The following is a 12,651-nucleotide window of genomic DNA, read 5'->3' as shown; positions in this document are numbered from 1 at the left end:
TCATGAACTATTGGTTTGGGTAATATGTGCCAAAATTTGCCGAGTCTGGAGAATTGCAATGCGTGGTGATTTTTACAAACAGTTAAACAGCGACCTCGACACCGCACGTGCGGAAGGGTTGTTCAAAGAAGAGCGTATTATCACGTCTGCCCAGCAGGCGGACATCACCGTTGCCGACGGCAGCCATGTGATCAACTTTTGCGCGAACAACTATTTAGGTCTTGCGAATCACCCTGAGCTAATTGCCGCGGCGAAAAACGGCATGGACACCCACGGTTTCGGTATGGCCTCCGTTCGCTTTATCTGCGGTACGCAGGACAGCCACAAGCAGCTTGAGCAAAAGCTGGCGAACTTCCTCGGAATGGAAGACGCGATTCTGTACTCATCCTGCTTCGACGCCAACGGCGGTCTGTTTGAAACCCTGCTCGGCGCAGAAGATGCGATTATCTCCGACGCCCTGAACCACGCCTCCATCATCGACGGTGTTCGCCTGTGTAAAGCGAAGCGTTTCCGCTACGCCAACAACGACATGGTTGAGCTGGAAGCCCGCCTGAAAGAGGCCCGTGAAGCCGGTGCCCGCCACGTGCTGATCGCCACCGACGGCGTGTTCTCCATGGATGGCGTGATCGCCAACCTGAATGGCGTGTGCGATCTGGCGGATAAATACGACGCGCTGGTGATGGTGGATGACTCTCACGCGGTTGGCTTTGTCGGCGAAAATGGCCGCGGCTCCCACGAATACTGCGACGTAATGGGCCGCGTAGATATCATCACCGGTACGCTGGGCAAAGCGCTTGGTGGCGCGTCTGGCGGCTACACTGCTGCGCGCAAAGAGGTGGTTGAGTGGCTGCGTCAGCGCTCCCGCCCGTACCTGTTCTCCAACTCCCTGGCGCCGGCGATTGTGGCCGCCTCTATTAAAGTGCTGGAGATGGTGGAATCCGGGGCTGAGCTGCGCGACCGCCTGTGGGCTAACGCCCGCCTGTTCCGTGAAAAAATGAGTGCCGCAGGATTCACCCTGGCAGGCGCTGACCATGCGATCATTCCGGTGATGCTGGGCGACGCGGTTGTCGCGCAGAAATTTGCTCGTGAGCTTCAGAAAGAAGGGATTTACGTGACCGGGTTCTTCTTCCCGGTGGTACCAAAAGGTCAGGCGCGTATCCGCACCCAGATGTCTGCGGCGCACTCGCCTGAACAAATTGAACGTGCGGTGGAAGCCTTTACCCGCATCGGCAAACAGCTGGGCGTAATTGCCTGAGGACGTGTGATGAAAGCGTTATCCAAACTGAAAGCGGAAGAAGGGATTTGGATGACCGACGTGCCGGAGCCGGAAGTCGGTCATAACGATCTACTGATCAAAATTCGTAAAACCGCCATCTGCGGTACTGACGTTCACATCTATAACTGGGACCAGTGGTCGCAAAAAACCATTCCCGTGCCAATGGTTGTCGGCCACGAATATGTCGGCGAAGTGGTCGGCATTGGCCAGGAAGTGAAAGGCTTCAACATTGGCGACCGCGTCTCCGGTGAAGGCCACATTACCTGCGGTCACTGCCGCAACTGTCGCGGTGGGCGTACGCACCTGTGCCGCAATACCGTCGGCGTGGGTGTGAACCGTCCGGGATGCTTCGCGGAATACCTGGTGATCCCGGCGTTTAACGCGTTCAAAATCCCGGACAATATCTCTGACGACCTGGCCTCCATCTTCGACCCGTTCGGCAACGCGGTACACACGGCGCTCTCCTTTGACCTGGTGGGTGAAGACGTGCTGGTCTCCGGCGCGGGCCCAATCGGCATTATGGCGGCAGCCGTGGCGAAGCATGTGGGTGCGCGCAACGTGGTGATCACCGACGTGAACGAATACCGCCTGTCGCTGGCGCGCAAAATGGGCGTCACCCGCGCGGTGGATGTCTCGAAAGAGAGCCTGACAGACGTGATGGAAGAGCTGGGCATGACCGAAGGCTTTGACGTGGGTCTGGAGATGTCCGGCGCGCCACCGGCGTTCCGCACCATGCTCGACACCATGAACCACGGAGGCCGTATCGCGATGCTGGGTATTCCGCCGTCAGATATGTCCATCGACTGGAACAAAGTCATCTTCAAAGGGCTGTTCATTAAGGGCATTTATGGCCGCGAGATGTTCGAAACCTGGTACAAGATGGCTGCGCTGATCCAGTCCGGTCTGGATCTGTCCCCGATTATCACTCACCGTTTCTCCATCGATGAGTTCCAGCAGGGCTTCGACGCAATGCGTTCCGGCCAGTCAGGGAAAGTGATCCTGAGCTGGGATAAGTAATCAAAAAGGGGCCTGAGGCCCCTTTTTTACTGATTCTTTTTCTCTTCGTCCGTCAGGTAACGCACCTTGCGGGTGTAATCCTGACCTTTGAACAGCAGCTTATTATCCGGTGATTCCAGATACTTCTGCCATTCGGAAAGTGGGAAACCGCCGTGCGCGCCAATCACCTCTTTCGGCACAACGGCTTCCTGTCCGCCGATCTTCTTGGAGACCGGCCAGTTCATCCAGTCGCCCAGGTTAACCGTTTTGACATCCAGCATGTCCAGCAGCGCAGCGAGCGGCAGCTGATCGGTCGGCGGCTGCGTATCGTCCATCAGCTCCCAGGTATCCTGGAACAGCGTCAGCCACAGCGGGCAGATACGGCGCCAGGTCTTTTTGGTGGCGGCAAGAAACGCGCCGTTAACGTGATCGACCAGATACGGGCGCACCGTTTCTTTGTAATACGCCGGCACTTTCTCCGCTGGCGCGCCGTCCAGCTTGGCAATCATTTTGCCCTGACGGAAGCTGGAGTAGATGTGCATATCCGCCATGTTGATCTCTGGCATTTTAAGCAGGTTGAGATCGGAGTCGATCATCAGCACACCTTGACCGCGCGCCTGCAACGGAGCGTTAAGCTTCACCAGACGACTGAGGTAGATCTGCTTATAGCGGTAACCTTCTTCACGTTTTGGAAGCGTGAGGGTAACAACGCGGGTTTTTGGCGGCAGTTCGCCGAAAGCGGATTCAGGCTGATCGCTGACGATAACAATCTCGCTGACGTCAGAGGCATAACGCTCTGCAAAGGTCGCTGACAATAACGCCTCTTCGACGAAATCCGCGCCCGTACACGGGATCACAATGGAATCAACCGCAACGAGATCGCGCGTGACCGGAAGGGAAGCGTAAGGAATGTTATGACGCCCGGTAATGTGGCGGTAGCGAGCATTCAGGAATTTAAACATGTTCTTCTCGTTTGGTTATTGCGCGCCAAGAACGGCCTCGACACCGTTAACATAGCTTTCAATGGCATACATGTTGCAGACATTCTGGTGCGCGGCTGCGGCGAGCCGGGTGCGCAGAGCAGGATCCTGCCAGATATTATCCAGATGTTGAGCAAGTTGCGACACGTCGCTCCAGGGGAACAGCAGCCCGGTCGACTCATGGTCGATCAATTCTGCCGTGCCGGTCACTTTTGAACCAATCACGGGGATGTTGAGCAGCATTGCTTCCAGCACGACGCGGGGCAAGCCTTCGCTCTGCGAGGCCAGAATGAACGCGTCAAAAGTGGCGAGATAGTCAAAAGGCGTGTTCTGGAAACCGGTAAAAATGACGTGCTCAGCAATACCTGATGCATCAGCTTGTGCAGCCAGCGCGCCGCGTTCAGCCCCTTCACCGACCAGCACCATTTTCCATTTTGCCTGCGGGTGTCTCTGGCTGAACTGTGCCAGCGCCTCCAGCGTGTGGTGGTTGGCCTTACGAGGGATTAACGAGCCAATGCTGCCGAATACAAACGTATCGTCTTCAATATTCAGTCGCTGGCGCATCGCGCATCGGTCCGGCAAAGGCTGATGGATGTCGATGGCATTGTTGACCGTGGTACACAGCTCTGGCCGGACGCCATGCTGAAGTAGCACGCGTTCAACGCCGTGCGAGACGGCAATGATTTTTGTGGCATGGGCATTCACCAGCTTCACCAGCGGCGGGGTCAGCACTGGTTCAATCCGGCAGTGCTGGATTATCCGTGCACGCAGGTTTGCGCCCGCCAGATACCCTTCTTCATTAGAGCCTGGCTGGTTGTTCATATACAGCGTATCGAATCCACCTTCCCTGAAAATGGTCTCGATCTTGCTGACGTTGGGCCGGATACGCCACAGGGTATCAATATGCCGCGTAAATGCTTTGCGCGCCGAACGCGAGAAAAACAGCAGACCACGTCCCGCTTCTTTCAGGAGTTTTGCCCATGCCGGTTGCTTACGTTGAGGGATAACGAGTAATGGGATCCCAATGCTGTTGAGCACCTGGCCTATCGTTTGACCTTCAGCACGACTATAATCACTGTAAAAACAACAGGTAATGTCGAATTTGTCGCGGTTGATTCGCTTCAGAAGCTCAAGCATACTGTTGGTACCTCCCCCCCATTCTTTGCCTGTGTCCAGGAGGAGGATTTTACGTTTTTGCGGCATGTCTGAATCCGTATGCTACCCTTCATCTGACCGCATTATAAAGAATTTACTGAAATAAAATAGATTTTTTGTATTTCTTTGTCTTTTTATAAGGAAAGGTTTTAAACGCGCTTATTTTAAAAGTGCGATTTAAGACTTTAATCGCCTCTTCTCAATTCGATAGTATTAGCGCAAAAATTTTATGTTGTTTTTGAGAGAGTGAGAATATGTTTAAAATAACGGTTTGCTTATTAACGTTTAACTCCGAAAGAACGTTGCACGATGTTATTCCTCCTCTTTTAAAAATAGCGGATGAATTCGTTGTAGTTGATTCCGGCAGTACAGACGCAACGATATATATTTGCCAGAGTTATGGATTGTCGCCCATATTCAAAAAATATAGCTGGCACGGCGAGCAGATGAACCATGCCATATCCCATGCGCACAACGACTGGGTGCTGTGCATGGACAGTGACGAAATACTCGATCAAGAAACCGTTGGTGCTATTTTAAAATTAAAAATGGGCGATGAACCCGAATCGGATATGGCGTGGCGGATATGTCGTCACTGGTTTGTTCTGGGAGAAAATGTCCGAACGATTTATCCAGTCTCATCTCCGGATTATCCGGTGCGTCTTTTTAACCGTACGCAGTCGCGATTTAATAACCGGCCAGTAGACGATCAGGTTGAAGGTTTTCTCCGTTCTGAACGTATTCCTGGCTATGTCAGACATGATACGTTTTATTCACTGCATGAACTTTTCAATAAATTAAACGGATATACCACTCGCCTGGTTCAATATCAGACGATACGTCCCTCTCTTGGTCGCGGCGCGATCAGCGCTATCGGCGCATTTTTCAAATGGTATCTGTTTAGCGGTGCGTGGCGTCAGGGCAAAGTGGGTGTGGTGACAGGGTTTTATGCCACGGCGTACAGTTTTTTGAAGTATTTCAAGGCCTGGTATCAGGATCGAGAAAAGAAAGAGTCCGTTGCAAAAGAGCAGTCGAACTCTTATCTGGCAGAATAGGCGTTAGCCGATCAGGCTTTTTTTCCCCAACCCTGCCACTGTTGCTGGACGTATTTAACCAGCGTACTGCTGCTGATGCTTTCGCCAATCACCGTGAAGAAGCGGGTTGCATAGACCGGTTCAGGCGGCTGTTTCAGCGTGCAGTTCTTCACGCCGCGGAATGGATTACGCGGCTGCGTTGCGGGTGGTTGCGCGCTACCCGGACGGGAAGTATCCACCTGAGGTTCATTGAGCAGATCGCTCGGACGCACCAGCGTGATATCGGCGGGTAAGCCCGGCAACATTTGCTGCAAAACGCGAACGGTAGACGGATGCGGATGCCCAATGGCAATCGCCGAACCGTTACGGCGCGCCAGCTGTACCGCGCGGTTGAACTGCACGCGGATATCCGCTTCGTTCTGGGAGTCGTCCAGGAAGACTTTGCGCTTGATGACTTTTACACCCGTCCCCTGAGCGGCACGCATCGCCTGGCTATTGCCGATGGTCATGCTGTCGAGGAAGTAGAGATTGTAACGCTCCAGCGCCTGCATCACTTTCAGCATACCGTACAGGCTGGAGGTCATCGCGCTGCCCATATGGTTATTCAGACCCACGGCATACGGCACTTTATTGTACGCATCGCGGATGATGCGATCGATCTCGTCGCTGCTCATGTCCGGACGCAGGGTATCTTTTTCCAGCGGCTGCTTGCTGAGAGGGGCCATCGGCAGATGGATGAGGACCTGATGGCCGCCATTGTGCGCTTTGGTCGCCATTTCATGCGCGTGAGGCGCATTAGGCAGGACGGCGACAGAGATGGCTGACGGCATCGCCAGCACCTGATTTTCATAGTGTGGTCGATAACCGAAGTCATCAATCACAATCGCGAGTTTGCCTGCATAAACCGGTGCAGCCAGCGCCAGTGCGCTGACGACGGAAAAAACAATTCGACGAAATTGAAGCAAAACTTATCTTCCCAACCACGGCTGTGGATTGACCGCCTGACCCTGACGACGAATTTCGAAATAGAGTGACGGGCGGCCCTGACCGCCACTGCTGCCCACAAGGGCAATGGGTTGACCCGCGCGCACCTGAGTGCCAACGCTGACCAGCGCGCTCTGGTTGTAGCCGTAAAGACTCATGTCGCCTTTACCGTGCTCGACCACCACCACGAGCCCGTAACCCTGTAGCCAGTCGGCCAGGATCACGCGGCCATCGGCGATGGCTTTCACTTCGCTACCTTCAGACGCACCGATAACGATCCCCTTCCAACGTAGCTCACCCTGCAACTGTTCGCCATAGCGATGCAGGATCGTACCGCGAACGGGCCAGTAAGCCTGACCACGCGGGGAGCCGAGGCCGCCGGTACGCGACATCAGGGAACGTTCATTTTCAGTCGGTTTGTAGGTGGTGCCTTTCCGGGAGGCTTCCTGCTGCTTATTACGCACCGCCTGCGCTTCGCGCGCTTCTTTTTCGGCACGCGCTTTGGCCGCGGCCTCTGCCCGGGCAATGCTGTTACGCAGTCTGGATTCGTTGGCGCGCATTTCGCTCAGCTGGCTTTGTCCTGCCTGGATAGAGGACTCCAGCCCGGCGAGCGTCTTCTTACGCTCATTGCGCGCCTGCTCAAGCTTCTCCTGCTGCGCCTGCTGATCGTAGAGCAGCGTTTGCTGCTGGCTCTGCTTCTCTTCCAGCTCGGCTTTTTGCGTGGTGACTTCTTCGCGCGTCTGTTTCAGCTGCGCAATGGTCTCCTGACGAGCCTGGTTGAGATAGCCGAAATAGGCCTGTAAACGCTGACCGCGCTGGCTCTCTTCACCGCTGAGGATCAACTGAAGGCCTGTGTGCTCACCCTGGCGGAAAGCGGCGTCAAGCTGTGCAGCAAGGTTGCGCTCCTGGGCATCGCGCTGACGCTCCAGTTTCGCAATCGACGCGTTCATTTCATCGATTTGCTTATTAAGCTGGGCAAGAGTGTTTTGCGTTTCACGCAGCTTACGCGCGGCGGCGGAAATGGCCTCTTCCTGCTTTTTAAGCTGGGCAAGCAGGGCAGAGCGCTGCTGCTGCTGCTGGCGTACCACACGCTCTTTGGCGGCGATATCGGCCTGAATGGATTTGAGCTGGTCGCGGTCATCCGCGTGGGCAGATGCGGCGCACAGCAATACGCCAGCGCTGAGTGCGCTGGCGCAAAGCAGAGGTCTGACTGATAACCGAAACGGCTTCACGACCCATGTGATTGAAAAAATCGCCTTTCCCCTCATGGGGAGCGATTATTCCACGATGAACAGCGGCTTGCCAGTCATCTCTTCAGGGATTTCCATACCCATCAGCGACAACATGGTTGGCGCGATGTCGGAAAGCTTGCCGCCTTCCACTGCTTTCACTGACTTATCACCTACATAAATCAGTGGAACAGGCAGGTTGGTATGGGCAGTATGCGCCTGACCGGTTGCCGGGTCACGCATCTGTTCTGCGTTACCGTGGTCAGCGGTGATCAGCAGCTGGCCGCCCACGGATTCAACCGCTTTCGCGACCTGCTCAACGCAGTGGTCCAGCGCTTCAACCGCTTTAACGGCAGCTTCCATCACGCCGGTGTGGCCCACCATGTCGCCATTCGGATAGTTACAGATGATGGTGTCGTATTTACCGCTTTCGATCGCGGCCACCAGTTTTTCGGTCAGCTCCGCAGAGCTCATTTCTGGCTGGAGATCGTATGTGGCGACTTTCGGTGAGTTAATCAGGATGCGGTCTTCGCCTTTAAACGGCTCTTCTACGCCCCCGTTAAAGAAGAAGGTCACGTGCGCATACTTCTCAGTTTCGGAGATGCGCAGCTGCGTTTTATCGTTTTTCGCCATCCACTCGCCGAAGGTATTTTCCAGGGAAGCGGGTGGATACGCGCATGGGGCTTTGATATCCGCTGCATACTCGGTCAACTGGATGAAATCGATCTTCGCCACTTTCTTACGGGCGAAACCGTCGAAATCGCTGTTGACGAAGGCGCGGGTGATTTCGCGCGCGCGGTCAGCACGGAAGTTCATGAAGATCAGCGCATCGCCATCTTCCATAGCGGCATCGGCCTGGCCTTCAGCGCGGATCACGGTTGCCTTCACAAATTCGTCGTTTTCATCACGCGCGTAAGCCGCTTCCAGGCCTTCAACGGCGGTCGGGAACTGGAACTCGCCTTTTGCCAGGGTCAGTAGATCATAGGCTTGCTCAACGCGGTCCCAGCGGTTGTCGCGGTCCATGGCATAGTAACGGCCAACGATGGATGCCACGCGGCCTTTGCCCAGTGCGGCAAATTTATCTTCAAAGGCTTTCAGAGAACCTTTTGCGCTGCGTGGCGGCGTATCGCGACCATCCAGGAAGGCGTGCAGATAGATTTTTTCCGCACCGCGCTCAGCGGCCAGCTCTACCATCGCCATGATGTGATCTTCGTGGCTGTGAACGCCGCCCGCAGAGAGCAGGCCCATAATGTGCACGGCCTTGCCTGCGGCAACGGCTTTATCAACTGCTCCGGTGAGCGTTGGGTTGGCAAAGAATGTACGTTCTTTGATTTCAACGTCCAGGCGCGTCAGGTCCTGATAAACGATACGGCCTGCGCCCAGGTTAACGTGACCCACTTCAGAGTTGCCCATCTGACGATCCGGCAGGCCGACTTCCAGACCAGACGCATCAATCAGGGTGTGGGGACGTTTTGCCCATAGCGCATCCATAACCGGGGTTTTGGCGTTGAAAATGGCGTTATCCTGTTGATCTTCACGGTAGCCATAGCCATCCAGAATCACCAGTACCATAGGTTTTTTAGAAACCGACATTGCGACAACCTCATGCTCAAGAGACAAAAAATTTGCGTAATTTTACTACAGCTGAATCGATAAAATAGCCGCAGAAGATCAAAGAAAGCGTGGAGGCAAGGCCGTTCTCGGGCCATTTTGAGGCTTTTTTTTCGTGGCATGCCGCAGAAAATAGATTAGCTTTATGTCGCTGGCTGTATTTGCCACAGCGCACAGGTATACTCCTGTCCTGGTTTTTTTAATCACTTAGTCGGGAGTTGTTACCCCCCATGCAAGAAATTATGCAATTCGTTAGCCGCCACCCGGTTCTGAGCATCGCGTGGATTGGCCTGCTGGTCGCTGTACTGTTCACCACATTTAAGGGTCTGACGTCTAAAATTAAGGTGATCACCCGCGGTGAAGCGACACGTCTGATCAACAAAGAGGACGCCGTGGTTGTCGATCTGCGTCAGCGCGACGATTTCCGCAAGGGCCATATTGCAGGTGCTATCAACCTGCTGCCAGCGGAAATTAAAGCGAACAACATTGGTGAGCTGGAGAAGCATAAAGCCCAGCCGATTATTGTTGTTGACGGCACTGGCATGCAGGCGCAGGAATCTGCCAACGCACTGCATAAAGCAGGCTTTGAAAACGTAACGGTGCTGAAAGAAGGCATCTCCGGCTGGAGCGGGGAGAATCTTCCTTTAGTGCGCGGTAAATAAGGAGTTAAGTGATGGCCAATATTGAGATCTACACCAAAGCAACGTGCCCGTTCTGCCACCGAGCGAAAGCGCTGCTGTCCAGCAAAGGCGTAACGTTTAAGGAACTGCCGATTGATGGTGACGCGATTAAACGCGAAGAGATGATCCAACGCAGTGGTCGCACAACGGTTCCACAGATTTTTATTGATGCGCAGCACATTGGCGGCTGTGATGACTTGTATGCGCTCGACGCCCGCGGTGGACTCGATCCGCTGCTGAGCTAGAGACTTTAGGACAATTAAAAAGGGTTTTTCCATGTCAGAACAAAACAACACCGAGATGACTTTCCAGATCCAGCGCATCTACACCAAGGATGTCTCTTTCGAAGCGCCAAATGCGCCGCACGTTTTCCAGAAAGACTGGCAGCCAGAGGTTAAACTTGATCTGGATACCGCATCCACCCAGCTGGCGGATGACGTGTATGAAGTCGTACTGCGTGTCACCGTGACCGCCTCCCTGGGCGAAGAAACTGCATTCCTGTGCGAAGTCCAGCAGGGCGGTATCTTCTCTATCGGCGGCATCGAAGGTAACCAGATGGCGCATTGCCTGGGTGCATACTGCCCGAACATTCTGTTCCCGTATGCGCGTGAATGCATCACCAGCCTGGTTTCTCGCGGTACATTCCCGCAACTGAACCTTGCGCCAGTCAACTTTGATGCGCTGTTTATGAACTATCTACAGCAGCAGGCTGGCGAAGGTGCCGAACAACATCAGGATGCCTGATGAGCACTGTTAATGCGTCAATGACTGTGATCGGTGCCGGCTCTTACGGCACCGCTCTTGCCATCACACTGGCAAGAAATGGTCACGACGTGGTCCTGTGGGGCCACGATCCAAAACATATCGCGACGTTGCAACACGACCGCTGCAACGTGGCGTTTCTCCCGGACGTTCCGTTCCCTGACTCTCTGTATCTGGAAAGCGACCTCGCAACCGCGCTGGCGGCCAGCCGCAATATTTTGATTGTGGTGCCAAGCCATGTGTTTGGCGAAGTCCTGCGTCAGATTAAGCCGCTGATGCGTGCGGATGCGCGTATTGTGTGGGCGACGAAAGGGCTGGAAGCGGAAACCGGACGTCTGTTGCAGGACGTTGCCCGCGAAGCGCTGGGAACAGCGATCCCGCTGGCGGTGATCTCCGGGCCGACATTCGCCAAAGAGCTGGCTGCGGGCTTGCCGACGGCGATCTCGCTGGCGTCCACCGACCAGGCATTTTCCGACGATCTTCAGCAACTGCTGCACTGCGGCAAAAGCTTCCGCGTGTACAGCAACCCTGATTTTATCGGCGTACAGCTGGGCGGTGCGGTGAAGAACGTCATTGCCATCGGGGCCGGGATGTCTGACGGCATCGGCTTCGGCGCGAATGCGCGTACTGCGCTGATCACCCGTGGCCTGACCGAAATGTCACGCCTGGGCGAAGCGCTGGGCGCCGATCCGGCCACCTTTATGGGAATGGCTGGGCTGGGCGATCTGGTGTTGACCTGCACCGACAACCAGTCGCGTAACCGCCGCTTTGGCATGATGCTCGGACAGGGTAGCGATGTCAAAAGCGCGCAGGAGAAGATTGGTCAGGTGGTTGAAGGCTATCGCAATACCAAAGAAGTTCGCGAATTGGCGCATCGTTTCGGTGTCGAAATGCCAATAACCGAGGAAATTTATCAGGTATTGTATTGCGGAAAAAATGCGCGCGAGGCAGCATTGACCTTATTAGGTCGTGCGCGCAAGGACGAGCGCAGCAGCAATTAGCCGGGAAGTATCGTCACCTGAATGACCCAGCCAGCGCAGAACTGGCTGGTCATTAACTATCGTCTGGAGCAAGCAATGCCGTGTGAAGAACTGGATATCGTCTGGAATAATATTAAAGCCGAAGCCCGAGCGTTGGCCGACTGTGAGCCCATGCTGGCCAGTTTTTATCACGCGACGCTACTCAAGCACGAAAATCTCGGCAGCGCCCTGAGCTACATGCTCGCCAATAAACTGGCTTCCCCTATCATGCCTGCTATCGCTATTCGCGAGGTGGTGGAAGAGGCCTACGCTGCCGATCCGGAAATGATTGCTTCTGCCGCCTGCGATATTCAGGCCGTGCGCACGCGTGACCCGGCGGTGGATAAATACTCCACGCCGCTGCTGTATCTCAAAGGCTTCCACGCCTTACAGGCGTACCGCATCGGCCACTGGTTATGGAATGAGGGACGCCGCGCGCTGGCCATCTTCCTGCAAAACCAGGTTTCCGTGACCTTCCAGGTCGATATTCACCCGGCGGCGAAAATTGGCCGCGGGATCATGCTCGATCACGCCACCGGCATTGTTGTCGGTGAAACGGCGGTGATCGAAGATGACGTGTCGATTCTGCAATCCGTTACGCTGGGCGGTACAGGTAAAACCAGCGGCGATCGCCATCCGAAAATTCGTGAAGGGGTGATGATCGGCGCGGGTGCTAAAATCCTTGGCAATATTGAAGTCGGACGCGGCGCAAAGATTGGCGCGGGATCGGTTGTGCTCCAGCCTGTACCGCCGCACACCACCGCCGCTGGCGTCCCGGCGCGCATCGTCGGTAAGCCAGACAGCGATAAACCGTCGATGGATATGGATCAGCACTTTAACGGTATTCACCACACCTTCGAATACGGCGACGGTATCTGAACGCTGGAACACTCAAATAAAAAAGCCCGGTGAGTTAATGCACCGG

At 54.9% G+C, this 12,651-nt stretch carries 13 protein-coding genes; 8 read left to right on the top strand and 5 right to left on the bottom strand.

Annotation, left to right across the window (positions count from 1 at the left end; translation table 11 throughout):
- Positions 1 to 58: 58 nt before the first annotated feature.
- Together kbl and tdh are read left to right on the top strand one after the other, a co-directional pair.
- A complete protein-coding gene (gene kbl / locus AC4OVS_RS21380; RefSeq protein ID WP_032626568.1) occupies positions 59 to 1,255 on the top strand; it encodes a glycine C-acetyltransferase in 1,197 nt (398 codons plus the stop codon).
- A 9-nt stretch (positions 1,256 to 1,264) separates the two neighbouring features.
- The gene (gene tdh / locus AC4OVS_RS21375; RefSeq protein WP_017383610.1) at positions 1,265 to 2,293 is read left to right on the top strand and encodes an L-threonine 3-dehydrogenase; all 1,029 of its coding nucleotides are present in this window, start codon (positions 1,265 to 1,267) and stop codon (positions 2,291 to 2,293) included.
- 26 nt (positions 2,294 to 2,319) lie between these two features.
- On the opposite strand, the gene AC4OVS_RS21370 is transcribed toward tdh, so the two are convergent.
- Together AC4OVS_RS21370 and AC4OVS_RS21365 are read right to left on the bottom strand one after the other, a co-directional pair.
- Positions 2,320 to 3,234 (bottom strand): hypothetical protein, encoded by a 915-nt coding sequence (locus AC4OVS_RS21370; RefSeq protein WP_063137880.1) that lies wholly within the window; start codon positions 3,232 to 3,234, stop codon positions 2,320 to 2,322.
- 15 nt (positions 3,235 to 3,249) lie between these two features.
- Entirely contained in the window at positions 3,250 to 4,455 is a 1,206-nt protein-coding gene (locus AC4OVS_RS21365) for a glycosyltransferase (protein WP_046621782.1), read from the bottom strand.
- 206 nt (positions 4,456 to 4,661) lie between these two features.
- Between AC4OVS_RS21365 and AC4OVS_RS21360 the strand changes: the two genes are divergently transcribed.
- On the top strand, positions 4,662 to 5,462 hold the full coding sequence (locus tag AC4OVS_RS21360; RefSeq protein ID WP_069596131.1) for a glycosyltransferase family 2 protein: 801 nt from the start codon (positions 4,662 to 4,664) through the stop codon (positions 5,460 to 5,462).
- Between the two features lie 11 nt (positions 5,463 to 5,473).
- Here AC4OVS_RS21360 and AC4OVS_RS21355 read toward each other — a convergent pair whose 3' ends face one another.
- From AC4OVS_RS21355 to gpmM, 3 genes are read right to left on the bottom strand one after another with little or no spacing between them, the layout of a single operon-like run.
- Entirely contained in the window at positions 5,474 to 6,406 is a 933-nt protein-coding gene (locus AC4OVS_RS21355) for a divergent polysaccharide deacetylase family protein (RefSeq protein WP_032622054.1), read from the bottom strand.
- A gap of 3 nt (positions 6,407 to 6,409) precedes the next feature.
- A complete protein-coding gene (gene envC / locus AC4OVS_RS21350) occupies positions 6,410 to 7,669 on the bottom strand; it encodes a murein hydrolase activator EnvC (RefSeq protein WP_230259580.1) in 1,260 nt (419 codons plus the stop codon).
- Positions 7,670 to 7,702: 33 nt separating this feature from the next.
- On the bottom strand, positions 7,703 to 9,247 hold the full coding sequence (gene gpmM / locus AC4OVS_RS21345) for a 2,3-bisphosphoglycerate-independent phosphoglycerate mutase (protein WP_017383605.1): 1,545 nt from the start codon (positions 9,245 to 9,247) through the stop codon (positions 7,703 to 7,705).
- 248 nt (positions 9,248 to 9,495) lie between these two features.
- Here gpmM and AC4OVS_RS21340 point away from each other — a divergent pair, with 248 nt between their 5' ends.
- From AC4OVS_RS21340 to cysE, 5 genes are all read left to right on the top strand, one after another.
- A complete protein-coding gene (locus tag AC4OVS_RS21340) occupies positions 9,496 to 9,927 on the top strand; it encodes a rhodanese-like domain-containing protein (RefSeq protein WP_003860840.1) in 432 nt (143 codons plus the stop codon).
- Positions 9,928 to 9,938: 11 nt separating this feature from the next.
- Positions 9,939 to 10,190: a glutaredoxin 3 gene (grxC, locus tag AC4OVS_RS21335; protein ID WP_003860837.1), complete on the top strand. Its 252-nt coding sequence runs from the start codon at positions 9,939 to 9,941 to the stop codon at positions 10,188 to 10,190.
- 31 nt (positions 10,191 to 10,221) lie between these two features.
- Positions 10,222 to 10,689 carry a protein-export chaperone SecB gene (gene secB / locus AC4OVS_RS21330; protein WP_003860835.1) on the top strand — a complete coding sequence of 156 codons (468 nt, stop codon included), beginning with the start codon at positions 10,222 to 10,224 and terminating at the stop codon, positions 10,687 to 10,689.
- Positions 10,689 to 11,708: an NAD(P)H-dependent glycerol-3-phosphate dehydrogenase gene (gene gpsA, locus AC4OVS_RS21325; RefSeq protein ID WP_006812398.1), complete on the top strand. Its 1,020-nt coding sequence runs from the start codon at positions 10,689 to 10,691 to the stop codon at positions 11,706 to 11,708. The genes secB and gpsA overlap by 1 nt, the downstream gene beginning before the upstream one ends.
- A gap of 75 nt (positions 11,709 to 11,783) precedes the next feature.
- Positions 11,784 to 12,605 (top strand): serine O-acetyltransferase, encoded by an 822-nt coding sequence (gene cysE / locus AC4OVS_RS21320; RefSeq protein WP_022646641.1) that lies wholly within the window; start codon positions 11,784 to 11,786, stop codon positions 12,603 to 12,605.
- Positions 12,606 to 12,651 lie beyond the last annotated feature (46 nt).

It is taken from the genome of Enterobacter sp. 4974935, from assembly GCF_058661735.1.
This window is presented reverse-complemented; position numbering and strand designations above follow the sequence as displayed.

Coding starts and splice junctions, on each gene's coding strand:
- kbl (WP_032626568.1), top strand. CDS start 59: ATGCGTGGTGATTTTTACAAACAGTTAAACAGCGACCTCGACACCGCA.
- tdh (WP_017383610.1), top strand. CDS start 1,265: ATGAAAGCGTTATCCAAACTGAAAGCGGAAGAAGGGATTTGGATGACC.
- AC4OVS_RS21370 (WP_063137880.1), bottom strand. CDS start 3,234: ATGTTTAAATTCCTGAATGCTCGCTACCGCCACATTACCGGGCGTCAT.
- AC4OVS_RS21365 (WP_046621782.1), bottom strand. CDS start 4,455: ATGCCGCAAAAACGTAAAATCCTCCTCCTGGACACAGGCAAAGAATGG.
- AC4OVS_RS21360 (WP_069596131.1), top strand. CDS start 4,662: ATGTTTAAAATAACGGTTTGCTTATTAACGTTTAACTCCGAAAGAACG.
- gpmM (WP_017383605.1), bottom strand. CDS start 9,247: ATGTCGGTTTCTAAAAAACCTATGGTACTGGTGATTCTGGATGGCTAT.
- AC4OVS_RS21340 (WP_003860840.1), top strand. CDS start 9,496: ATGCAAGAAATTATGCAATTCGTTAGCCGCCACCCGGTTCTGAGCATC.
- grxC (WP_003860837.1), top strand. CDS start 9,939: ATGGCCAATATTGAGATCTACACCAAAGCAACGTGCCCGTTCTGCCAC.
- secB (WP_003860835.1), top strand. CDS start 10,222: ATGTCAGAACAAAACAACACCGAGATGACTTTCCAGATCCAGCGCATC.
- gpsA (WP_006812398.1), top strand. CDS start 10,689: ATGAGCACTGTTAATGCGTCAATGACTGTGATCGGTGCCGGCTCTTAC.
- cysE (WP_022646641.1), top strand. CDS start 11,784: ATGCCGTGTGAAGAACTGGATATCGTCTGGAATAATATTAAAGCCGAA.